Consider the following 24,680-nt stretch of genomic DNA (forward strand, 5'->3'; position numbering starts at 1 on the left):
CATAAATATCATACTTTTATTATTACGCTATAAAATGTCACACTTTTCTTTCATTTGACCCTTCATTTTTAATTTTGTATACTTCCATCTAGTTATATATGTCCGTTTTGGAACAACTTAATATATAGGATGGGAGGAATTTTCATGCTTCGTTATTCTCTTTTAGTTTTATTAGGAGCATGTAGCTATGGAATTTTAGCTATCTTTGTTAAACTTGCATACGCAGAAGGTTTTTCACTTGGAGAAGTAATTGGTAGTCAATATTTGTTCGGTTGGTTTATTTTACTTGGAATTACTCTTCTTTTTTCTAGACACCGCGTTCCACTTAAACAAATGCTTATTTTATTTGTCGCTGGAACATCAGCTAGTTTTACCGGTATCTTTTATTATGCTTCACTGAAAACTGTACCGGCATCTATTGCCATTATACTATTATTCCAATTCGTGTGGGTTGGCATTATCATTGAAGCTGTAGCAACAAAAACATTACCGTCAAGAGAAAAAGTCATTTCTGTTCTCTTTTTACTTGCGGGTACATTCTTATCGAGCCGATTATTAGAAAAATCAGCAGGTGACTTCGATACAACTGGAATCATATTAGGTTTACTATCTGCTGTTACATTTGCAACCTACATTTTTGTAAGTGGTAAGGTCGCTGTCGAAGTGCCCTCATTACCAAGAGGCGTCCTCTTAATGGCTGGTGCTTTAACTTTAGTAATGGTAGTATTCCCACCAACATTTATTTTTAATGGGGCTATTTCACAAGGACTTTGGAAATACGGTTTAGGATTAGGAACATTCAGTATTGTTATTCCATCAATCGCCTTTACAATCGGAATTCCAAAAATCGGTTCCGGCTTAGCCACTATTCTTGGTGCAGCCGAATTACCTGTTACAACAATTATGTCTGTATTCGTTTTAAAAGAAGCGGTACTCTCTTCTCAATGGCTTGGTGTATCACTTATCTTGGTTGGTATTGCAATTCCACAAATTGCATATGCAATGCGCGGACGATATCGAAAACATCATACACATAAGAAAGTTGCTGCATAAGCGAAAAGAGGCTTCTCATTTGAGAAACCTCTTTTTTAGTATATCTTGTATTTATGAATTCCTTGTAAATAATAACATGTGAAAAATTTCAAAATTAATTTAAGGGATATTTTTCTCTTACAGATTCATTAAAAACACTAAACTCCTATATAATTACTAATGAATAGATTTTTTATTTTTATATACTTAAAATATAAATTGAAGTTTATCCTGAGAAAGAAGGCAAAATAGATGAAACCCATCACAAATCAATTAACAGAGAAGCTAATCTCCATCCGCCGTCATTTACATCAATATCCAGAACTATCTTATGAAGAAACAGAAACAACAAAAGCGATACAGAACTGGTTAAACGAAGCTAACATCACAATTATTAGTTCTAATTTAAAAACTGGCGTAATCGCAGAAGTTTCCGGTGATAAGAATGGACCAATTATTGTGCTCCGTGCTGATATTGATGCTCTTCCTATACATGAAGAAACTAATTTATCTTATGCTTCTAAAAATCCTGGTAAAATGCATGCATGTGGACATGATTTTCACACAGCATCTATTCTCGGCGCTGCCTACTTATTAAAAGAAAATGAATCTTCACTTAACGGAACTGTTAGATTCATATTCCAAGCTGCTGAAGAAAGCGGAGACGGAGCATGCAAAGTAATAGAAGCTGGTCATTTAGAAAACGTACAAGCCATTTTTGGTATGCACAATAAGCCCGATCTACCAGTTGGTACAATTGGTATAAAAGATGGACCAATTATGGCCGGCGTTGATCGTTTTGAGATTGAAATACACGGAGTTGGAACACATGCAGCTGTACCTGATGCTGGTGTTGATCCAATTGTTGCCTCTTCTCAAATTGTTATGGCACTACAAACAATTGTAAGCCGAAATGTAAGCTCTTTTCATAACGCTGTCGTGAGTGTAACAAACATTCATTCAGGAAATACATGGAACGTTATCCCTGAAAAAGCAACTTTAGAAGGAACCGTTCGTACATTCCAACCTGAAACACGCCAAAGAATACCAGAACTGATGGAACGTATTATTAAAGGGGTTTCTGATGCACTAGGTGTTGAAACGAAATTGCATTGGTATCCAGGTCCTCCTGCCGTTCATAACGATATAAAACTTACAGAATTATCTACCCATATTGCTCAAGTAATGGGCCTCCAAATTATTTCACCAAAACCTTCTATGGCAGGAGAAGATTTTTCATTTTATCAACAAAACATACCTGGTTCATTCGTCTTTATGGGAACAGCTGGGACACAAGAATGGCATCACCCTGCTTTTACATTAGATGAAGGAGCATTACCTATAAGCGCACAATATTTTGCTTTATTAGCTCAAGAAGCTATTAACAAATTACGATAAAAAAGCCGTTAAGATCATTCTTCTTAACGGCTTTTCCATCTATTATTATGTTAAATCGCGCTTTGAAAATACAGTATAGGAAATACCTAGGAAAACAAGTAAATAAATCATCAGAATACAAGAGGCAAATGGGAATGTTATCCCTGAAACTAAGCTTCCATGTTGTAATATTCCATATAAATCTGTATTTGCCGGTAACAAAAATTTCATCCATTCATATCTAGATGCTGGCATTAAAATGATTCCACCAGATAATGCCACAAATAAAGAAATACCTATTGCACCCCCACTTGATCTTGTTAGAACAGAAATCATAAAAGCAAGCGCTGCATACACAAGAGTTGGTAGCCATTCTAATAGATAATACTGGCTCACATCACCAAAGATATTCCGCTCAATAATACTACCATTTTGTACAATAAATTCCGTCCATGCTGGCTGTTGAAACTTATAAATAACAAACCCACATAACAGTGAGAAAAGCATATTAAATATAAATAGTAATCCAGAAAAAATAACAATCGCAACATATTTCGCTGTTAAAATTTTAAATCGATTCGCCGGGCGAATCATTAAGAATTTATAAGTTCCCCAGTTGTACTCATTTGCAAAAATTGTACTAGCATATACAAGAATAAATGGTAATAAAATCGGAAAAATAATTAATCCGGTATCTCTCATAAAAGTTAGAGGTGAAGCATCTGCAGGTGGTGTATTCGTATCTAAGTGCTTCATTTTAAGCTGATACTCTTTAACGAGCTCATCTCCTGATTTTTGATTTATAATATCCTGTTTCGTACTTCCAAGTTTCTTTTCAATTTCTGCCGTTCGCTCCGTATACTCTGTTTTCCAATCTCCTGATAAAGACGGAAAGTATTTAACAGAAACCCATCCTAAACCAATAACTAAAATTGCAATAACAACAAACGGTATCATTGTTCGCTTTCGCTTAAAGATTTTATACAGTTCGTTATAAACTAAATTAAACAATATCCTTGCCTCCTGTTAATTCTAAAAACTTCTCTTCTAATGTTTTTCTTTCTTCATAAACACGATAAATACGAATACTTTTTTCTGTTAATGTACGAATCACATTTGGAATTTCTTCATTTTCCACAGTAAGAATTAATTCATTATCTTGAATTACGGCATCATACGTTAAAAGATCCGCTGCCCGCTTCACATCATCAACACGTATATGAATCGTCTCCATTTCCAAACTTCCATCTCGTTGAATACTTTGCGTCGTTACATATTCTCCATGTTGAATGATAATGACGCGATCACACATTAATTCAACTTCAGATAATAAATGACTCGATACAAGAACTGCCTTTCCTTGTTCATGTGCAATTTTCTTTATGTACATACGCATCTCATGGATACCATTTGGATCTAACCCGTTTGTTGGTTCATCTAAAATAAGTACATCCGGGTTATGTATAAGTGCTTGTGCAATTCCTAAGCGTTGCCTCATACCAAGTGAATATGCTTTTACTTTTCGGTCAATAACCTGTCCCATACCTAGTAATTGGACAACTTCATCAATGCGATCTTCTGTAACGTTACTATTCATACGCCCAAAATATGTCAAATTTTCATAACCACTTAAAAAAGGATAGAATTCTGGATTTTCGATTACAGCACCAATTTTTGCAGCTGTACTTTCAAATTGCTGTTTTACAGATTGACCATCTATCCAGACTTCACCTTCCGTCATGCGAATCATACCAACCATCATTCGCATTAATGTTGTTTTCCCGGCACCGTTTGGCCCTAATAAACCAACAACTTCGCCTTTCTTTACTTCAAAACTTATATTTTCTACTAATGTCTTTGAGCCGATTCGCTTTGTTAGTTGTTCTACTCTCACTATAGATTGTTTATTTACCATTTTATACAACCTTTCTCTCTAACACTTTTTTCAGTTCTTTACACTGTATCATGATTATTTTCTGCTGTAAAACGAACAAAAAGACATGATGCCTCATGCCTTTTCCTCGACTTTATTTAATTGTTCATATTTAAATTCTTGAATAAATTTATAACATTGCCATATTGATAATAAGATGATTATAACGATCAACACTGTCGTTACTGATACTGCGTATAACGTAATCGGTGCGCTATTTATTCCATGAACTCCTATTAACTTTATAAAAATCACTGTAAATAATTTCAAAAACAGCATCCCATGAATAAAACCAAAAAGAATCGCTCCACCGTAAATCAAAAACTGCTCCTGACATAACAAACAAAATATTTTTCTTTTTTTCATACCGGCAGTTTCATACAACAGTAATTCTTGTTTCCTATTTTTTAAAAATCTTTTTGTCATTTGGTATGTAACAGCAGTGCATACAAAAAACAACAGTACTTCCCCATAATATAGTGTAGCTAACAAAAACGGTATATGCTGTATTTTTTCTATTACCGCTTCATTAGATTGGATAGATATAATGAAAAAATATAGCATTGTACTCATTGCAATCCATATAAATTGCTTTAATCGTTGGGCAGCATAGTTTTGTATATTTTTCTTTGCTAACCGAAATAAAGACATAATTGATTCCCCTACCTTACTTCTTAACGTCCAGTATTCCATACTACTAGTGTATAAAAATATGACTTTTTTAACATCGAACTACAATCGGAGTCTCTACTAGGTCTTAAGTCGCAGAAAAATGACTTTATGTCTAAGGTTACACTGAAACAGGAAGATTCCCATAAAAATCTAATTTACCAGAATGGAGAAAAGGTAAAAGATATGGGTGGGTTTTCTTCTTTCGACTTTAAAGACAAAAAAATAAGATTAGCCGTTGGTCAACAAATGTTTCAACATACGAACAACGAGACTTGGCAATGGTTCATGGGTATTGACGATAGTTCAATGACTGTTTCTGAAAATAGCTTACCTAATATTAATGGGTCTGCATTTGAAGAAATTAGCAGCTCTAAAAAAATAAAATATAATAAAAGAACAGTTCTTGCTGCTTGGATAAAAACAAATAAAAATCATATATCTTCACTCTCTATAGAAGATGAAAGCTCACGCCAACGATTAATTCAAGAAAATGAACATGTCTACTTATTCATTATTGAAATAAAAAGAGGAGATGCATCACAATAGCATCTCCTCTTTTATCACATTTCTGTCACCTTACTTATCATTTTCAACTTCAATTCGTTTTTTTTCTCTCGCAATTTTTAAAAACTCTAACAGCTCAGGATTACTATTTGTTTTCCGATATGCCACTGACATTTCAGCTACAAATTTAGAATCAAATATTGCCTTGTACACCACTTCTGTTTTATATAACTTATTTGCCGATACCGGAATAACGGTTATACCAATTCCTGCAGCTACAAGTCCCATAACGGTTTGATACTCTGTTGCCTCTTGCACAATGTGTGGACTGAATCCAACATTCCTGCATAACGATAAAATTGTATCGTATAACGCAGGCCAAACAGGTCTTGTTATAAATACAAATGGTTCATCTTGCAAATCTTCAATATGAATTTCTTCTTTCTCTGCTAATGGATGCGCTTTTGGTAAACATAGTGTACACGAAAGCTTTTGAATTGGTTCTAATTCTAGCAATTGTGTATTAATTGGTGGACGTAAAAATCCAACATCAATACGATTATCATGAAGCGCATGAACTTGATCCGGTGTCGATAATTCATGCAGTGCAACAGATACTCTTGGAAACTTCTTTCGATACTCCCTAACAATAGACGGTAAAATATCATATATCGCTGCCCCTACAAATCCAATTGAAAGTGATCCAACTTCTCCCCTTTGTGCACTTTGCGCGACTTCTACTGCCTTCTCAATTTGATCAAATGCTTTTTTCACTTCTTTTAAAAACATCTCTCCTGCTTCTGTCATCTCAACTTTCCGCTTCGTTCTTGAAAATAATGTAACTCCCATCTCTTTCTCTAATTGCTGAATTTGTTGACTTAGCGGTGGCTGTGTCATTTGTAAGCGAGCAGCTGCTCGTCCAAAATGTAGCTCTTCTGCTAGAACAACAAAATATTGCAAATGCCGTAATTCCATTTGAGATCCCCTTTTCGATTAATATGTATAATAAATTAATAACATATAATTTATATATTAGACAAATATTTTGAAAGGACGTATAGTAGAAATTGTTAATTCTTTTTACAATTTTTATGAAAAAAAATCGAAAGAGGTGTTACTGTATGAAATGGTGGAAATTAAGCGGACAAATCTTACTATTATTTTGTTTCGCTTGGACAGGTGAATGGATCGCAAAGCAGGCACACCTCCTAATTCCAGGAAGTATTATCGGAATTTTTTTATTATTAATGTCATTAAAATTTAATTTGGTGAAAAAAGAGTGGATTCAAGACGGAGCGGATTTTTTATTAAAAGAACTTATTTTATTTTTTATTCCTTCGGCCGTCGCTGTTATCCGCTACAAAGATACATTATTACAATATGGTATCGATCTCATTTTGATTATCATGATTAGTACCCTTTGTGTAACACTCGTCACTGGAATCTTAACAGAACTGCTATTAAAGCGGAAAGGATCAGCACAATGATCGGCTTTTTTTGTTTACTATTAACACTATTAACATATTGGATTTCTAAGAAACTATATCAGCGCTGGAATTGGAGTATACTTTCACCGCTTCTCGTTTGTCCAATTGTTTTAATCGTGTTATTACTTGGACTAGATACATCTTATGAAACATACGATTCTGGTGGCCATTGGTTAACTGAACTATTAAAACCAGCAACCGTAGCTTTTGCATGGCCCATCTATAAATACTTTGATTTATTAAAAAAACATGCGAGTGCAATTTTAATTAACGTCATTGTCGGTTCATTATTATCTGTTATTACTTCAGCTCTTCTAGCAGATGCTTTTCACATTGATTCATCACTAGAACATAGCTTAGCACCGCACATTGTCACAACACCAATTGCCATGGCAATCTCAGAAATGATTGGCGGTATGTCACAATTAACAGCCGTATTCGTTGTACTTACAGCACTAACTGGAGCACTCTTAGGCCCTTCTCTTATTCGCATATGCCGTATTAAAACCGCCATCGCGAAAGGTATTATGCTAGGTACTAGTGCAAACGGTACCGGTACTTCAAAAGCATTCGAAATCGGACCAGTGGAAGGTACAATTGCAAGTTTATCCATGCTTCTAACAGCTGGCGCAAGTTTAGTCATTGTACCACTTTTCTTATCCTGGTTACATTAAACAACACTATACTCTTATTTTATTTATCCCGATCAATCGGGCTTTGAATAAAAATAAATCATTACAAGAAAAAGAATAGGAACTGTAGTATAACGCTACAATTTCTATCCTTTTCTTAATTCCCTTCTCTCCTACACAAACATAACTATGACTGTGTAATTTTATTTGAAACAAGTAATTTTTCAATACATATAGGCAACATATCTAATAGCGTTTCAAATGCGTAATTTATGTCCAGACGTTCTGTCCATTGATGTGCATCTTTTCCTACTGGTCCCATATTTAATACTGGAACATCAAACTCTTCTAACTCCTGGAGCGGAATTGAATAGCCTTTATCCCATAATGGCATATTTTCTACAAGTGAGCTCATTGAATCAACTGGATACTGTAATCCTACATAGCTTAAATCTGAAATTCCTCCAAAATAATTTTGATTTTCAAATGTAATTCCATGATTGTAGTGAGCATATCTTTCCATTTCCCCAACTACTTCTTTAATTAAAGGATTGTGACGTGAACTCACAGCTGGATAGTACGGTGGGGCAAAGAAAAGCACAATCATTGGTGCCTTTTCTTTACATAAAATAGCTAATTTATCAACTAAATCAATTGTTACCGCACGATCATCTTTATCTTCTCTATTTTTTATAACAGTAGATTGAATATCAGCTATTTTTTCTTGCCCATGTTGTTCAATTGCATAAGCGATAAGCTCTTCATACGTTAATACATTTACTTTGAGATTAGGCGGTATGAACGGATTATACTTAGAAAAACGATATGCTTGCTTCTCATACGAGTCTTCGATTTTTTCTGCTACTTTCGTTACTTTTTGATGTAACAACGAAATTACATCTGTCATCGTTTTTTCTAGTAAAAATAAATTAAACAATGTGACTGCACGATGAGGAATTTGTACAGAATAATCCTCCTTTAAGTCTCTTTGAAACAAATTAGTTGGTGGAGGGCTCGCTTCGCCTTCTACAATATCACAAAGTTCCGTATTCAATTCTAATTCAGCTGTTAATAATGAAGCCATATAATTAGCATTTAATCCCGCAAAAGGTTCGCCTACATGTGTTTCCTTTCCATAACAAAGGAAACCAGGTAACACCTTACCAATAGAACCCGTGTAAATATACTTATTTTGATCACCAGGATGACGCGTAAACATAGGCTCTGAATTTAAAACCGTTTTATATTCTAGGTTATGTTCTTTTGCTAAATCTAATAATCTTGGAACAGCAGCTCTCATTCCTACAGAGTTCACTTCTTCATCTGGAACAGCCAATAAAAGGACATTTCCGTCAAACTTCCCTTCACAAGCTTGCTCAACCATTGCCATTTGCAAAGCTAGACCACATTTCATATCCATTGTTCCTCTACCAAATAGCCAATCCCCTTGTTCTATATCTTCACGTACATGATTCGGTAGCTCATCTTTATGAGAATAAAACATAGATGTTAATTTTTTAGGGCTAAATGCATCCGCTTTCCAGCCCCCATAATCTTGCACATCTACAACATCAAAGTGACTAACAAGAATTACTGTATTTTTTGTATTATTATTTTTCTTTACTAGAGCAGTAACAAAATATCGTCCATCCCCCGTGGGATTTTTTTGCACATGATTGGAATTTTGTTTGAAATAATCTAGATCCGTTAGTTGGCCAACAACAAAATCTGGCAATATAATCTCAGCTTCCGAGCCAGTAATACTAGGAATTTCAACAAGATCGCTTAATAATTGAACCAATTGTTCTTTTGATTGCCATTTTGACATATAAATCCCCCTATTTTTCCACATAATGAAATTCATTTCCACTATATGAATAAAAAAATGACGACAGACTATCAAAATTATTATTCCGATGTTCTGCCGATTTTTATTGATATTTCATTAGCCGCTTGCTTGACCTTACTAATAAGAAAAGATAGTCGATCATCGTTAATGCGATGATTAATTAATCCAATACTTAGTGCTCCTACTACTTTATGATTAAATCCTATAATAGGTGCAGCTACTGAAGCTGTTCCTTCTGTTTTCTCACCATAACTCACAGCATATCCTTCATTTCTTATCATTGCGAGTTGATCAAAAAGCATTTGCTTTTGTTCTGGTAAAGAAGAAAGTAACTGTTCTACAATGTATTCCATTTCATTTGTTTTCATATTGGCAAGCATCGTTTTATTTGCGGCGCCAATCGAAAGAGGAATCTGTTCCCCTAAGTTATCGATAACTCGAATTTTTAAAGGGCTATCCATTCTTTCAATAATAATAGAATGTGTTCCATTTGGAATGTTCAAGTAAACACTTTCTTCGACTTCAAAGGCCAAACGCTTCATCACTTCTCTTGCAACAGATCTGTAGTCTACCTTCTCTAATTGGCGTAACCCTATTTCCATCCACATTGGTCCAGTTGTATACTGTTTTGTTTCTGAAACTTGCGTAACTAATCCATGCTCCATTAGAGAGTTAAGTAACCTATGTACTGTACTAACTGGGAGATGTGTTCTATCAGCTATATCAGAAATAGCCCAATATTCTTTGTCATTTATAGAATTCAATAACTTAATAATACTTATTGCTCGATCAATGGATTGTACCATAACTCGCCTCAACTTTACTTGTAATATGTTAGTAGCCTTAATTAACTATCAATTTAACAAAAATTCAAACTGAAATCAATTTAATTATCGAATTTTCTAAAAATAAAAACAACAACTTCTCGGATACAACACTCTTCTAATGTTTCTCCTTCTTCTTGTCCACCACTTGGTACTGACCACCTTTTCGGTTCCTCTTTCTTACCCTGTAATACCATCAAAATTTCATTTTTTTCATTCACACATATAGCTGCTGTTCCAATCCATCTTTTCATGTGTCTCTCCTCCCATACCTAATATTCTTTCTTACCCTGTTCTTCTCCTTGAAAATAGAGGAAAATGCTGAATTTGTAACGAAAGGTTATATCAACTTCAAAGACAACTTATTCCTAGAAATTCAAGCGGAAGGATGAGAGTATGATTTCTAAATATGTTGTGGAGTGTGTTTTTTGTGAAGAAAACCGAAAATCTCGGCAAGCAACTGTCACCGTGTCTGCCACTTCTCATACACTTGCCATTCAAAAAGTAAGAGATGAATGCAAACGCCGCTTTGGAAAAACACTGCTATTACAAACCGAAATTACAGAAGAATTATTTTTACACAAAAAAGAAAGCTGACCATACATTGGTCAGCTTTCTTCATCCGATCATATTTTCACATGAAGATTAGGGGCATCCTCTTTAAGGATCGGGATTTCCCCATTATGTACGCTCCATAATGGGCATCGAACAATATATTTCTATACAATCAAACATTGAATAGAATAGGGCAAAACTTGTTCGCATTTTTAGAAAAGGGATAGGGATATAATACTAGTAATGCGTCGAATACTCGGACGCTACACTCATTATATTATAGCAAATCCTTTTATATGGGAAATATGAATTACTTACATAATTCATACGTAAAACATATTAATCCATCATTTTATATTTTTAACATTACGAAATAATAGCATTGCCAACATCGCCCCAATTAATGCAAGTGTCATATCCCACTGTGTGTCCCAAACATCTCCTTGTGTTCCAAGGAATGCTTCTGCTCCTGTCCCCGTTAATTTTGCAACTGCAAACTCTAACAACTCATATAATGCACTAAATGCTAAACAAACTGATATTACAAGTAGTTCTAGCCATCCTTTTTTTTGAATCTCTACTACCTTTATAAGTACTTCTCGTGTTAATAATGCTGGAACAAAGCCTTGCATAAAATGCCCAACACGATCATAGTAATTTCTTTCTAAATCATAAGCATCGCGTAGCCAATTGAATAATGGTACTTCTGCATATGTATAATGGCCTCCAATGAGCAATATCAACATATGAATCCAAATCCATACGTATGTGAACGTTGTAAATCGAAAACGTCGATATGTAATCATTAAAATGAGTACTAAAATAGCTGCAGGTGCGACCTCTAAAACCCATGTAAAAGAATCCTTTGGATATATTCCTGATATAAGTAATGCAATCCAAAAACCTACACATAACAATTTATGAAAATGAGCAGACACACCTCTTCCCCCCAGTACTTTATTTCTTATTCCATTAATAACATACATCCAGCTAAAACAGGTGTCATGATCATCGAAAACCTCAAAATAATACGAGGTGCATAATTTGTAAACTTCGCGCCTATATATGCCCCGAGCATTGTTCCCATTAAAACTTGTACTAATAACATGTAATCTAAATATCCTGCTGAAGTATATCCAACTCCTCCACCAATTGCAATTGGTAAAATAACAAGCATTGTAGTCCCTACTGACTGATGAATTGATAAGCCTAGTAATACCATTAATCCTAGTTGAATGAAAGGTGCTGAACCAATTCCAAATGCTCCTGCTAATATCCCAGTTGCAATTCCTAACATAGCTCCTTTTCCTAATACATATGGAGATAACTGATCTGATAAACTAGCAGACAACTCTTTTTGATTTTGCACAAAAAACAAACGAACTAACATGCATATCGCTGATAAAAATAACATACCAGCCGTAAACCAATGAAGGAGCTGTGCAGGAATCCCAGCACCAATTTTAGATCCAACATATGACCCAAGCGCACCAAATCCTCCTACAACACAGCCAATTTTCATGACAACATTTCTTTCTCGATAATGACTTATCACTCCAGAAAGTGTTGTAAATGCCATTGCTGTTAATGATGTCGCGAGCGCTATGTGAATTGGCACATAAAATACGAGAGTGAGCACTGCAATAATAAACCCAGCTCCACCTGCTCCAACAAACCCTAATAAACTCCCCATTAGAAACATTGTAATAATAATAGCCACTTTCTTTCCCCTCCAATGGCTCTATTATCTTATATATTTCTTTTTTAGCAAATAAAAAAGCATCCACATAGGATGCTTTTCACTATTTTTCTATATTCATTATATGTACTCTGTTAATCTTGATTAATTAAAATGACTGCTGGCCCAGATACTACCACTCCAGCGACTTCAATTTTTTCAAATTCTTTAACTGTAATAGATATAACCCCTTCTCTTTCCATCAATTCCTTACTCAAGGCTTCAGTTGGTATTTTTTTCACCGTCTTACCTCCTTTTCATTCTTGTTACCTTATATCAGTAATATCTTGTCATGAATCTGGCATGTAAGATTATGAAATTGTTCCAATGCATCCATATATACACTTCCCCTGCCATTTTCATTCCTTATTCCATAAAGAATATACGATTCCTTTTTGTAGCATATTGAAAAAAAAATAAAAAAGCATCCTGTACGGATGCTTTCATCAGTTTGATTCACGTGAAAATTTTGTATACACACCAATACCTGCAAGCAATACCCCTAGCCCCGCAAACATTGTACCTAGGCCTAAAAAGAATGAACCGAGTGTTTGTAAATCTTCCATATGTATATCCTCTTTTCGTGTTATCTTTATATTAAATAAATCAATTGTATATCATTCCCTATTTTAATTCCATTTATTTTTAAAAAATTCTAACTTTTAGCGTCCCTCTGACCAATAAAGTGAAACTTTAATCAGTGGATACTTTTCTTCAGCTCTCACCAATGAGACTTTTACGGGCAGTTGATTTCCCATCTAACTTCTTTGTTTTCACTGAATTTTGAAGCCTGGACTACTGGTTCAGAAAGCTCTGCACCTGTTACATGCTGCAAATCAACAGAATCGTATAAAGGAGTTGATTTTATAATATGTACGAGAAATTCTCCTTACACTTCACTTTCAACCACTTGATTATCTCCTCGGCTAACCTCGCCTTCCATATACTCTTTCATATGTTCCTCAATGCTTTTTAACGCTTATTCATCCGTCGATATTGCTACTGTTTTTTCTACTGGGGCTGCAAATGAAGAAGTTGGCACCCTTACAATTTAAAGTGCAATTAACATTGCTAAAACATTATAAATTCCTTTTTTTCATGATACTTGTTTAACGCGTTATGTATTGAATCATTTCGTGTTAACTTCCCTCCTTTTCTAACATAATAAAAGTTATTTAGTAATCTAATAAACTTCTATATTACAAAACTAGTTTAAAGTATAATGAAATTTTCCCAATTCACATAGACAAGAAATCCCATTTTTCACTTTTTTACATTCATTAACAAAAAAACAGAAGACCATAACTCATAATGATCTTCTGCTTTTCACTTCAATCTTTATATAACCTATGCTCTACCACCTTATCATCATTATCAAATTGAAGAATGAGCCATTCACTATCTATAGGAATAAACCCTCTTTCATCTCCAAGGTAATAAATAGTTTGATTCATTTCCTCAAAACGCCTTGTCTCAGTTGGTTTTCCTAACAATTGTACAATCTCTTTCTTAGGTTTTCCCACTAGTTTATGTTTCGTTAGAAGATCATCTATCATATATACTCGTTTCCGTTCATCTTTTAGCCATCTATCTGTTTGAAACTTTGAATTATACTCATTTACACCTAGTTGTACGATACAAATACTGAATAATATCGCTCCCACAATTGTAATACTTTTAAATATGCCCTTATTATTACCACCAGAAAAATGAAAAACGATCCACTAAAGAGCCAGTAAAAGAATAAACGGAATTGATACCACTAAAATACTCACAGTATTATAAGACGAATGAGTCATGCCAATGATGAATATGAAAGCGATACATATAAACAAATATAAAAAAACATAAACATACAATGTTGCCCGTAATAAAAAATCTCTATACGCTCCCAATGAAAAATCACCTTTATCACATCAGATTTTTTACAACTTCACTTCTCCCATACATTCAATCATTTCTTTTATCCCTTGTAATTCTTGCACTGTATATAGTACTTTCCCTTCCAATCTTTCCTTTCTAAAATACGTAACAAGTTGCTCTCTATCCTTCAACCTCGGAAGTACTTCATTGGAAAGATCGATCATTTCATTTCCACTTCCATTTGTCTCATTGCCGAAATATACAGTGGGCTTAACTTCTTCTTTTAGAGCTTGCGAATGAACCTCTTTCAAGTAATCATATACAATTGTTGAAAGATGTTTTGCTTTATAAACGGGGTTTCCTACGTTTTCTACCATTAGAGTCATTGAATCTCCCTTTTTCATAAAAACAAATGTCTCTTCCTTCTCATATTCATTTTGATACTTACCAATCTCATCAATCATAAATGAATATACCCCTGCATTTTCTTTCGTCAATCCGTGTATCATTCTTCCTTGCCATTCTGTTGTCTCAATTACATATATTCCGGTTGTCGATAACAATATATGATCAACTCGAGTATTCCCCATTTTATTTCCTCTTCTACTATGTACTTTGGGAAGAAATATATTTGGAATAATATGTAGTTCGTCTTCAGTTATGATTCCTTCCTGAACAAATCCCCGTTTCATATAATGTAATATTTCATGCGTATTCATTTCTTCACCATTTCTAGAATACGCTCTTAATTCTGTAATTAGATCTTGTAACATATGTATCTCATTACTGTGTTTCTGTTGCATTTCACTACGCTCTTTACTATGCTGCATCGCTAATTGATTCTTCATCACTCTCATGTTTTCTACTTCTCTAGCTGCACTCTCTTTTAAATTATTGTACTTTTTACGCTCTATGTTTTTTAATGTCTCCTGCTTTTCTTCATAATCCGCTACAGCTGCAGCCATCTCACTCTGATAGTTTTCTATTGACTTTGTCTTTTCAAATTCCACTTGTTGGTTTTCTGATTCTAACTGTTTATTCTTATAAAACAGTACAAATACTCCAGCTAATAAAGCTAAAATTACACATATAAGTACATATTCCATCTTTTTTCTCCTTTATGGCTTAGTAAAATATTACCTAAACTTTTAAAATCAATTTTATTCTATTATACTACGTATTAAAATAACTCTCTGTAAAATTTGGATATACTTTTCACAGATAGCGATGGGTATCTCTCGGAATATAGCAAATGGTTTAACAAATATGTTGAAATTGAAGTTGATAGAATACATATTGAATTTTTAAAAGTAGAGTAAAAATATCGATAATCAGATATGATAGTATAAAAAAGCCTTCAGGAAAACCTTGTTCTCGCAGTTTTTCCTAAAGGCCTCTTATATTTTGAAGTAAATATATATTTTAATTTATAATTCTTTGCCTTACTACATTTAGACCTGATTATTTACTATAATCCATTTTCTTTCCATATTCCTATATCTTTTTGAAAAGAATATACTCAATAATTGAATCATAAAATACGCTTTAAACTGTAATACCTCCATACTTTTTATTTTTCAATATACACCGAACGTACAATCGTACGAGTATAAGCTTTACCTTCTGAGTTAATACCTTTAATATCAATCGTCACATTATATACATCTGACTTTTTAATATGATTCAAAAGGCCTGTGAATGCAGCCTCATCTAACCTTTGCAGCTGATTCGATTGCGATACTAAATTCCCTTCTCGATCAACAACTCGGACAGTGAAAGAAAGATCCTCTTGTTTTCCTAGTTCTTTAGTAGATTGTTTCAATTGAAATTCAACTTTATCAGCTTTGATTTTCCCTGGCATTTTCAAAGTAAACGGTGCTTTTTGTTTATAATCACTAACAATCATATAAGCATCTTTTGCATGTGCTGTCATTAATTTAACATGCCATTCCCCTATTTCCATTCGATTTATTTTAAATGTCCGAATAGACGCACCCTTAAAGTAGGAAGTTTCATCTCCTATCGTGACCTTACTATCTTCGTCTGTATATACTTTTCCCGACGGAGAAATAAGTTGTATTTTCACTTCTGAAGATGCTGTTAACACCGAGACAACGCCCTCTGTTTTTGTATCTACAGCAAACGTTTGATCAATCCATTTATTCTGTATTAGTTCTCCACCTAAAACGGTTTGATTAGAAGTAGTATTTAAATCATTAACAAGTTCTCTAGCATTATTATTTAAAGTATAAGGAACGAACGTGGCGGTAGAAGTACGTAAATACGGTTCAATTCGAGAAAACACCGCCGAACCTTTTCGTATATCATCATGATCAAATCTAGAATCGGTAAATAAGTGTGTTCCATAAGGTAATTTTGTACTCCATTCATTCACTAATCCATCATTGGAGCCATACGCGGAAAGGTATAGCCCACCTAAAGATAGAGCAGAGAAAGCCGGTCCCCAGCTTGTACCTGCAACTGTATAGTAACGATTTAATTTAACATTTGGATTGTTATCTATTACAGAACGAAATTGTGCCATTTCACCTGTTTGTAAAGAATAAGTGCCATCGTCTCTTTGTCCGAGTAATGAGGCCAGCCAACCAGCCCACCAACTATACGATAAGTCTGCTAAATTTGATCCATAATGCGGCGAAGCCAGTGTAATGACTTTTCCTACAAAACGATTCGCACCATATTGAATGAGTGCTGCTTGAGTGTCAATTCCACCTTTACTATGAGCCACAATATTCACTTTTTTACCAAAATGATTATAAATCTCTTCTAGCTTTGCAGCCAACAATTTGCCATTATCCCACTGACTTGCAGATCCCTTCCCAGCTGCATCATATAGTTGAACAAACACAGTTTGATATCCTGCACGATAAGCATAATCATACATATCGTTTGCATCGTGATAAACTGTTTTTCCATACCAACTATCCGCACTTCCATTTCTTCCTTGCACAAAAACAATAGGTGGCCTATTTTCATCATAATTTAAAGGCTTCTCACCTAAAAACCAATCTCCTGGATTGAATGTTTCTTTCGGTGGAAGCATCTCCCTATAAATTGGCGTAGCATTGGTCTCAGCAGTTGCAATACCACCAACAGAAGTAACCAGTAAAATGAATGCAGCAATCAACACCATACATCTTTTAAACAACGCTTGCATAATACTCCCTCCTTTTTTAGAAAGATGACGCAGAGTTTATAAATTGCTATGCTGTTGCAATACAATAACTGCTATTATTTCCAAATCTCATTTTCTTCTAAAGTTTCTAAGATTCATATTTATTCCATTAATAAGTATGATAATTTGACCGCATCGTCTTATTCTTTATAAACGATATTCTTCCTATGCTCCTTAATTCCTTTCATTCATCAATAGTACAAATGTTTCTCAACAAAAAACTTACAGATTTTATCGGTAATAATACTGAGTTAAGAAAACCCACTAGAAAAAGAAGTTATAATTTGTATGATGAAGATTTTATATTAGTTGGAGATGATTTAGAAGTTGGTGTATGTATTGAAAGAACAGAATATCATTACGAATTCAGTATGTGAGGCGTAACAGAAATTACAGCAATGTGATCATTTTTAAAAGAATAAAAAAGAGGCCTTCAAAACCTTAATACTACAAGGCTTTCTGAAGGCTTCCTTTATTCTGAAGTAAATACATATTGTAATATAACCCTTGCTTACTCAGTAACTCTTGATGTGTTCCTCTTTCTATAATTTCTCCATCATGCATAACAAAGATTTGGTCAGAATCTTGAATAGTAGATAAGCGATGTGCAATCGCAATTGTTGTTCTACCTTTTCGCATACGCTGCAACGCTGTTTGAATGGCCTCTTCCGTTTCTGTATCAATATTGGCCGTTGCTTCATCTAATACCAATACTTTCGGATTTGTCGCAATCGTTCTAGCAAACGCGATGAGTTGCCTTTGTCCACTTGAGAATGCCGCTCCCCTTTCTACTACTTCTGTATCATACTGTTCTGGTAACTTTTCAATAAACGTATTTGCTTGAACAAAACGTGCTGCTTCTTTTATTTCTTCATCCGTAATACTTTCATTATACATGCGAATGTTTTGTTTCACATTTCCGGCAAACAAGAAGGCATCTTGCAATACGAGCCCAATTCTCTTTCGAATTTCCTTCTCTTCAAACTTTTCTAAGTTTACACCGTCTATTAAAATATGACCCGCTTTAATATCATAAAACCGCATCAACAAGTTCATAATTGTACTTTTCCCACTTCCGGTATGCCCAACAAAAGCAACTGTTTGCCCAGGTTTTACATGAAAAGATACATTTTTTAAAACATCACGTTTTCCGTCGTATGAAAATGTAACATCTTTAAATTCAATTTCTCCTTCATGTACTTTCGGCTCTCCATTCCCTTGTTGAATAGGCGCTAAATCTTTTTCATCCATCAAATGAAAGACACGTGATGAAGAAACAAGTGCTTGTTGGAAGAAAGATAATTTCATCATCATTTCATTTACAGGTTGGAAAAAACGATGAATATAGTTAACAAAAGCATATAATACCCCAACTTCAACTGGACTATTCAAAGCGTCAATTCCAAATAATGCGAGCACCAATGCAATCGCCACAATATGAACAAGATCTGTTGCCGGTCGTAAAAACAATGCATCTAATTTTAACGTACGGCGCCCAGCACTGTAATGCTTATTATTCACTTCTTCAAATTCTTTTCGCATCCGTTTTTCTTGACGAAACACTTGCACAATGTTCATCCCTTGAATCGATTCATTAAGCTTTGCATTTAAAATACTTAATTGATTGCGAAGTTCTAAATAAAAAACAGAGCTTTTCCTGCGATACATGGTCATAATCGTCAACATAATTGGTATTAATAAAAGAGAAAACAATGTAAGTTTCACATTAAGTAAAAACATAGCCACTAAAATTCCAATTAAAAATACTACATTTTTTACAAATGTTGATAACACACTCACATAGAAATCTTTAATTGCTTCTGTATCATTTGTTATACGAGATACGAGGGTACCAATTGGTGTACGGTCAAAAAAGCTTAATGACAACCGTTGTACATGTTCATACACTTCCACTCGCATATCTTGCACAATTTTGAAAGCTATATTTTGGAAATATAATAAATTTAAATACGTAAATAAAACCTTTAATAAATGAGCAATCATATATACAACAAATAAGGTTACAAGTGCTGATTGTTCAAAGTTACGGGGAACTAAATGTTCATCAAGAAACTGTTTAATTAAAAACGGACCCATCATTTCTGTAACAGTTGCACCAACTAGAAATAGAAATGCTAGTGACAATAAGCCTTTATATGGTTTCATATAAGAAAGTAATCGCCATAAATCGCTTCTTTTTTTCTCAGCCATTATATGCCTCCCTTCTCAACTAACGCTTCTAACTGCTGGCTTTCATACATTTCTTTATACCAACCTTCTTGCCTCATTAGTTGTTCATGTGTACCACGCTCTACAATTTTCCCTTCATCAACAACAAGAATAAGATTTGCATGTTGAATGGCACTTAACCGATGTGCTGTAATAATCGTTGTTTTTTGCTCTCTTTCTCGTTTCAGCGCTGTTAAAATTGTTTCTTCTGTCTTTGCATCAACTGCTGATAAACAATCATCTAAAATTAAAATTTCAGCATTCGTTAGTAAAGCACGTGCAATAGAAATCCTTTGTTTTTGCCCACCTGATAAAGACACTCCTCGTTCCCCTACTACCGTATCGTATCCTTCTGGAAATTGAACAATATCATCATGAATACAAGCAATATCAGCAGCACATGCAATTTCTTTATATGTAGCATCAGCCTTTCCAAATGCAATATTTTCCCCTATACTTGCTGAAAATAGGAAATGGTCTTGAGGAACATACGAAATAGCAGATCGAACGCCATGCAGCGTCATATCACGAATATCTTTCCCACCAACTTGCAGCGATCCATTAAAATGATCATATTCCCTGATTAAACATTTTAACAATGTCGTTTTCCCTGCACCAGTGCGGCCAACAATACCTAATGTTTCACCCTTTTTCAGTGTGAAATGAATATCTTCTAAATGGAGAGTTTCATTTTTCTTATAGGAAAATGTATCAATTGCAAAGGTTATATCACCGCTTGCCTCTTTATGTACCGCTCCATCTTTGTTCACAACATCTGAAGTTTGAGATAATATTTTTTCCACACGGTCATATGAAGCACGACCACGTTCCATAATATTAAACAGCCAACCAAATGCGAGCATCGGCCAAACAAGCGTCCCTAAATATGTTGTAAATGTAATTAACTCACCAACTGTCAGTTCTCCGCGAACAACTAATAGTGATCCATAGCACACAGCGATTAAGAATGAAAAACCGACAATAAGAGAAATTGTTGGATCAAATAATGAATCGATACGCGCAACTAACATATTTTTATGCACAACATCTTCTGACTTTTTTCGAAATGCTTGTAAATCTTCCTTTTCTTGACCAATTGAGCGAATCACCTTCATTCCACTCATACTTTCTTGTACTTTATCATTGATCTCAGAAAACGCTTGCTGTGCTTTATGAAAACGTCTGTGTAATAAAGTACCATAATAATTAGTTGAAATCGCTACAATCGGCATTGGGATTAAACTTAACAATGTTAACTTCCAACTAATCGTAAACCCCATAGCCACTAGCACGCATCCACCTACGGCTAACGAATCAACAAGCGTCAAAACGCCTGCTCCAGCTGTCTGTTGGATTGCTTGAATATCATTCGTTGCATGGGCCATTAAGTCCCCTGTACGATGTGATTGATAAAAAGATGGACTCATGTTTGTAAAATGTTCATATAATTTCTTTCGTAATTGGCGCGCGAGCTTTAAAGAAGACCCAAAAATCATAATACGCCATATGTAACGTAATATATACATTGTAATCCCGACAACTACTAAAAGAACAACCCATTGTAACAACTTTTCAGATGTTAGCGTTTGGTTATTAATTTGGTCTACAACAACTCCAATTACTTTTGGTGCAACAAGCTCAAGAAGTGCTACACCAAATAACAAAATAATTCCCGTTATGTACGCCCGTTTTTCTTGTTTAAAAAACCACGCTAAATTAAAAAATACCTTCATTATATCCCCCTCCCTTGAAATGAGCGATGTTTTCAGTTTATCAAAAATACAGAATTTTTAAAAGTTTTAAACACTAAAGTTTTCCAAAAGAAAAGGACACTCTTATCGAGTGCCCCCTTTAGCGCTTATTTCATTTGTTGTTTGTTCATTGCGCTCATCATTTGATTGATTTTCTTTTGGGATGGTTTTTGTCCCATTTGCATCATCATCATTTTTAACATTTGTTCATTGATTGGTGGATTTTTTTGTAAGTAATTCATCATATATTTGCGGGCGATGAAAAATCCTAACGCCACGCCTGCTACTAGTGCTAATACGCCCACTAGAACAACTACCCAAATTGACATATATTTTCCTCCTTCATGTTGTCTACCTTACAGTGTACTAAAACCTTTTCAATAAGACAAGATTGTATTCGACATTTTTTACACATATGTTCGTGCTTGTTTCAGAGGATTTAACCAACCATACTTTTTATTTTCATAATCCATTGCTAAAAATGTCAATTCGCATTTCCTGAGAACCTCAAAGAAAGTCGTTTCCATCGACACATTTCCAGATGTACTCATTTGAATATATTGTGATTTCACCGTTATTTCGCCGTATTCTGCCCCAGTATAAAGCATGTGCGTATGATGTGTTCTATTATACTTCCCAAAACTACGTAAAACCTGTTCTAATTTATGGTGAATTCTCATTACTTGTAATGGTGTCGTAATATACATCATCTGCTTATATAACACTTTCTTTTCCGAAAGGGAATCAGATTCTGAAAATCGAGCAAATAAATCGAAAAACAAATACTCCCGACCAAAGTATGCCTTCGCAACATCTTCTTGAATTAAATACAATTCATACGTTTTCATACTTTCCCTCCCGCTCTGGACAACCTTTTCTCTTCATTATATAGAAGAAAATATGCAATGATTGTCTGACTACGGAGAAAGAAAAAACTTTTTCTGTCGAATAAACTCATTTACATAGAAAAATCTCTCCATGCCGGAGAGATTTTTCACAAACCATTAAAGCATTTCTTTTACTTTACGAACAACATTTTCTACAGTGAATCCATACTCTTCCATGATCTTTTCACCAGGAGCAGAAGCACCGAATGTATCGATACCTAGTACATCTCCTTCAAGACCAACGTAACGGTGCCATCCGAAAGTCGCACCCATTTCAATTGCGAAACGTTTTGTTACTGCTTTTGGTAATACAGATTCTTTATATTCAGCAGATTGCGCTTCAAAGCGATCCATAGATGGCATGCTGACAACAGCTGCATCAACACCATCTTCTGCTAATGCTTTTTGCGCTTCAATCGCTAAGCTTACTTCAGAACCAGTTGCAAGTAAGATTACATCAGCAATTTCTTTCTTGCTTGCAGAAATTACATACGCTCCTTTTGCAACTTTTTCATACGTATCGTCTTTTGCACCTTCTAATGTTGGAAGATCTTGACGAGTTAAAATTAATGCAGTTGGTGTGTTTGTAGACCCTAAAGCTAACTTCCAAGCTGCAACAGACTCGTTACCGTCAGCAGGACGAATAACAGATACATTTGGCATTGCACGAAGCGCCGCTAACTGCTCGACCGGTTCATGTGTTGGACCATCTTCACCAACAGCGATACTGTCATGTGTAAACACATATGTTACAGGCAATTGCATTAATGCTGCAAGACGGATTGCTGGACGTAAGTAATCAGAGAATACGAAGAACGTACCACCGTAAGTTTTTAAGCCGCCATGAAGTGCGATACCGTTCATTGCTGCACCCATTGCGAACTCACGTACACCGTACCAAATATTTTTACCGCTGTAGTCAGCTCTTGTAAAGTCTTTTTCGTTATTCATGTATGTTTTGTTAGAACCAGCAAGGTCTGCAGATCCACCAAAGAATGATGGTACCGCTTCTGCAATCGCGTTAATTACAGTACCTGAAGAAGAACGAGTTGCTGTTTTTGATCCTAATTCATAAGTTGGTAAGTTTTGATCCCAACCTTCTGGAAGAAGACCCTTCATCGCTGTTTGTAATTCATTTGCTAATTCTGGATATGCTTGTGCATATTCACCAAGCATTGTGTTCCACTCAGCTTGAGCTGTTTCGCCAACATCTTGTACCGTTTTACGGAAGTTATCATATACTTCTTCTGATACATGGAAGTCTTGTTCAGCTGTCCAAGCATACGCTTCTTTTGTTAATTTTGTTTCGTCTACACCTAGTGGAGAACCGTGTGAAGCTGATTTTCCTGATTTGTTTGGAGAACCGAAACCGATTGTTGTTCTTACTTCGATTAGCGTTGGGCGTTTTTCGTCAGCTTTCGCTTCCTCAATTGCTTTCGCAATTGCTGCAACATCGTTTCCATCCTCAACACGGATTACTTGCCAACCATATGCTTTATAACGATCTTCTACACTTTCAGAGAATGAACGATTTAAATCACCATCTAATGAAATATCATTAGAATCATATAATACAACAAGTCGACCTAATCCTAAGTGAGCAGCTAATGAAGATGCTTCAGCAGAAACGCCTTCCATTAAATCGCCATCACCGCAAATTGCGTATGTATAATGGTCAACTACATTGTATGCATCACGGTTATACTTCGCTGCTAAATGTCTCTCAGCCATTGCCATACCAACAGCTGTCGAAATACCTTGTCCAAGCGGACCAGTTGTTGCATCTACGCCTGCTGTGTGACCATACTCAGGATGTCCTGGAGTTTTGCTTCCCCATTGACGGAAGTTCTTTAAATCATCCATTGTTACATCATAACCAGATAGATGAAGTAGGCTGTATAATAACATTGAACCATGGCCTGCAGATAATACGAAACGATCGCGGTTAAACCACGTTGGGTTATTTGGATTATGTTTCATAAATTGCGTCCATAATGTATAAGCCATTGGTGCTGCACCCATTGGCATTCCTGGGTGACCAGAGTTTGCTTTTTCAATCGCATCAATGGATAATGTGCGAATCGTGTTGATAGAAAGTTGTTCGATTGAATGTGACATGCTATTCTTCCCTTCGCTTATATTAGTAAACGT

Annotated in this window: 22 protein-coding genes and 3 pseudogenes; 7 read left to right on the forward strand and 18 right to left on the reverse strand. The window is 35.0% G+C overall.

Going from position 1 to position 24,680, the window contains the following annotated elements:
* The first annotated feature begins 144 nt into the window (after window positions 1-144).
* Together NSQ40_RS17995 and NSQ40_RS18000 are read left to right on the forward strand one after the other, a co-directional pair.
* Window positions 145-1,053 (forward strand): EamA family transporter, encoded by a 909-nt coding sequence (locus tag NSQ40_RS17995; RefSeq protein WP_341286135.1) that lies wholly within the window; start codon window positions 145-147, stop codon window positions 1,051-1,053.
* Between the two features lie 231 nt (window positions 1,054-1,284).
* A complete protein-coding gene (locus NSQ40_RS18000) occupies window positions 1,285-2,430 on the forward strand; it encodes a M20 peptidase aminoacylase family protein (protein ID WP_003199174.1) in 1,146 nt (381 codons plus the stop codon).
* A gap of 45 nt (window positions 2,431-2,475) precedes the next feature.
* Here the strand turns inward: NSQ40_RS18000 and NSQ40_RS18005 are convergent, their stop codons facing one another.
* From NSQ40_RS18005 to NSQ40_RS18015, 3 genes are all read right to left on the reverse strand, one after another.
* Window positions 2,476-3,420 carry an ABC transporter permease gene (locus NSQ40_RS18005; RefSeq protein WP_018765305.1) on the reverse strand — a complete coding sequence of 315 codons (945 nt, stop codon included), beginning with the start codon at window positions 3,418-3,420 and terminating at the stop codon, window positions 2,476-2,478.
* A complete protein-coding gene (locus NSQ40_RS18010; RefSeq protein ID WP_003199178.1) occupies window positions 3,413-4,324 on the reverse strand; it encodes an ABC transporter ATP-binding protein in 912 nt (303 codons plus the stop codon). The genes NSQ40_RS18005 and NSQ40_RS18010 overlap by 8 nt, the downstream gene beginning before the upstream one ends.
* A 93-nt stretch (window positions 4,325-4,417) precedes the next feature.
* Window positions 4,418-4,993, reverse strand: coding sequence for an FtsX-like permease family protein (locus NSQ40_RS18015; protein ID WP_033796325.1), 576 nt, complete (start codon window positions 4,991-4,993; stop codon window positions 4,418-4,420).
* Window positions 4,994-5,122: 129 nt separating this feature from the next.
* Between NSQ40_RS18015 and NSQ40_RS18020 the strand changes: the two genes are divergently transcribed.
* The gene (locus NSQ40_RS18020; protein WP_003199180.1) at window positions 5,123-5,560 is read left to right on the forward strand and encodes a hypothetical protein; all 438 of its coding nucleotides are present in this window, start codon (window positions 5,123-5,125) and stop codon (window positions 5,558-5,560) included.
* Between the two features lie 30 nt (window positions 5,561-5,590).
* Here the strand turns inward: NSQ40_RS18020 and alsR are convergent, their stop codons facing one another.
* Window positions 5,591-6,493 (reverse strand): acetoin biosynthesis transcriptional regulator AlsR, encoded by a 903-nt coding sequence (alsR, locus tag NSQ40_RS18025; RefSeq protein ID WP_003199181.1) that lies wholly within the window; start codon window positions 6,491-6,493, stop codon window positions 5,591-5,593.
* 146 nt (window positions 6,494-6,639) lie between these two features.
* On the opposite strand from alsR, the gene NSQ40_RS18030 reads away from it, so the two are divergent.
* Window positions 6,640-7,005 (forward strand): CidA/LrgA family holin-like protein, encoded by a 366-nt coding sequence (locus NSQ40_RS18030; protein ID WP_003199182.1) that lies wholly within the window; start codon window positions 6,640-6,642, stop codon window positions 7,003-7,005.
* Window positions 7,002-7,679, forward strand: coding sequence for an LrgB family protein (locus NSQ40_RS18035; RefSeq protein ID WP_033796326.1), 678 nt, complete (start codon window positions 7,002-7,004; stop codon window positions 7,677-7,679). The genes NSQ40_RS18030 and NSQ40_RS18035 overlap by 4 nt, the downstream gene beginning before the upstream one ends.
* Before the next feature lie 145 nt (window positions 7,680-7,824).
* On the opposite strand, the gene NSQ40_RS18040 is transcribed toward NSQ40_RS18035, so the two are convergent.
* The 3 genes and pseudogenes from NSQ40_RS18040 to NSQ40_RS18050 all read right to left on the reverse strand — a co-directional run.
* Window positions 7,825-9,465, reverse strand: a complete 1,641-nt coding sequence (locus tag NSQ40_RS18040) for a M20/M25/M40 family metallo-hydrolase (protein WP_033796327.1) — start codon at window positions 9,463-9,465, stop codon at window positions 7,825-7,827.
* 80 nt (window positions 9,466-9,545) lie between these two features.
* Window positions 9,546-10,292 carry an IclR family transcriptional regulator gene (locus NSQ40_RS18045; protein ID WP_033796328.1) on the reverse strand — a complete coding sequence of 249 codons (747 nt, stop codon included), beginning with the start codon at window positions 10,290-10,292 and terminating at the stop codon, window positions 9,546-9,548.
* A 113-nt stretch (window positions 10,293-10,405) separates the two neighbouring features.
* A pseudogene (locus NSQ40_RS18050) lies at window positions 10,406-10,564 on the reverse strand (NUDIX hydrolase); the annotation flags it as partial.
* A 142-nt stretch (window positions 10,565-10,706) separates the two neighbouring features.
* Between NSQ40_RS18050 and NSQ40_RS18055 the strand changes: the two are divergent.
* Window positions 10,707-10,907, forward strand: coding sequence for a DUF3903 domain-containing protein (locus NSQ40_RS18055; protein ID WP_016115767.1), 201 nt, complete (start codon window positions 10,707-10,709; stop codon window positions 10,905-10,907).
* A 305-nt stretch (window positions 10,908-11,212) separates the two neighbouring features.
* On the opposite strand, the gene NSQ40_RS18060 is transcribed toward NSQ40_RS18055, so the two are convergent.
* The 6 genes and pseudogenes from NSQ40_RS18060 to NSQ40_RS18085 form a co-directional block, all read right to left on the reverse strand.
* Window positions 11,213-11,803, reverse strand: a complete 591-nt coding sequence (locus NSQ40_RS18060) for a DUF2238 domain-containing protein (protein WP_003199191.1) — start codon at window positions 11,801-11,803, stop codon at window positions 11,213-11,215.
* Between the two features lie 26 nt (window positions 11,804-11,829).
* A complete protein-coding gene (locus NSQ40_RS18065; RefSeq protein ID WP_003199193.1) occupies window positions 11,830-12,585 on the reverse strand; it encodes a sulfite exporter TauE/SafE family protein in 756 nt (251 codons plus the stop codon).
* Window positions 12,586-12,698: 113 nt separating this feature from the next.
* A complete protein-coding gene (locus NSQ40_RS18070; protein ID WP_003199195.1) occupies window positions 12,699-12,845 on the reverse strand; it encodes a BC1881 family protein in 147 nt (48 codons plus the stop codon).
* 1,089 nt (window positions 12,846-13,934) lie between these two features.
* Window positions 13,935-14,498: pseudogene (locus NSQ40_RS18075) on the reverse strand (hypothetical protein).
* Between the two features lie 30 nt (window positions 14,499-14,528).
* A complete protein-coding gene (locus NSQ40_RS18080) occupies window positions 14,529-15,572 on the reverse strand; it encodes a nuclease-related domain-containing protein (RefSeq protein ID WP_003199202.1) in 1,044 nt (347 codons plus the stop codon).
* A 464-nt stretch (window positions 15,573-16,036) separates the two neighbouring features.
* Window positions 16,037-17,644, reverse strand: coding sequence for an esterase/lipase family protein (locus tag NSQ40_RS18085; RefSeq protein ID WP_033796330.1), 1,608 nt, complete (start codon window positions 17,642-17,644; stop codon window positions 16,037-16,039).
* Window positions 17,645-17,958: 314 nt separating this feature from the next.
* Between NSQ40_RS18085 and NSQ40_RS29520 the strand changes: the two are divergent.
* Window positions 17,959-18,039: pseudogene (locus tag NSQ40_RS29520) on the forward strand (YxiF family protein); the annotation flags it as partial.
* Between the two features lie 70 nt (window positions 18,040-18,109).
* Here the strand turns inward: NSQ40_RS29520 and NSQ40_RS18090 are convergent.
* From NSQ40_RS18090 to tkt, 5 genes are all read right to left on the reverse strand, one after another.
* The gene (locus NSQ40_RS18090; RefSeq protein ID WP_003207987.1) at window positions 18,110-19,873 is read right to left on the reverse strand and encodes an ABC transporter ATP-binding protein; all 1,764 of its coding nucleotides are present in this window, start codon (window positions 19,871-19,873) and stop codon (window positions 18,110-18,112) included.
* Complete coding sequence (locus NSQ40_RS18095) at window positions 19,873-21,624, reverse strand: ABC transporter transmembrane domain-containing protein (protein ID WP_003207989.1); 1,752 nt, start codon at window positions 21,622-21,624, stop codon at window positions 19,873-19,875. Before NSQ40_RS18095 ends, NSQ40_RS18090 begins: the two co-directional genes overlap by 1 nt.
* A gap of 125 nt (window positions 21,625-21,749) precedes the next feature.
* Window positions 21,750-21,971 carry a YneF family protein gene (locus NSQ40_RS18100; protein WP_003199214.1) on the reverse strand — a complete coding sequence of 74 codons (222 nt, stop codon included), beginning with the start codon at window positions 21,969-21,971 and terminating at the stop codon, window positions 21,750-21,752.
* A gap of 78 nt (window positions 21,972-22,049) precedes the next feature.
* Window positions 22,050-22,490 (reverse strand): sporulation inhibitor of replication protein SirA, encoded by a 441-nt coding sequence (gene sirA / locus NSQ40_RS18105; RefSeq protein ID WP_003199216.1) that lies wholly within the window; start codon window positions 22,488-22,490, stop codon window positions 22,050-22,052.
* Window positions 22,491-22,646: 156 nt separating this feature from the next.
* Window positions 22,647-24,647, reverse strand: coding sequence for a transketolase (gene tkt, locus NSQ40_RS18110; protein WP_003199219.1), 2,001 nt, complete (start codon window positions 24,645-24,647; stop codon window positions 22,647-22,649).
* Between the last annotated feature and the right edge of the window lie 33 nt (window positions 24,648-24,680).

Source organism: Bacillus sp. FSL K6-6038, assembly GCF_038050455.1.
Classification (GTDB): Bacteria; Bacillota; Bacilli; order Bacillales; family Bacillaceae_G; genus Bacillus_A; species Bacillus_A pseudomycoides.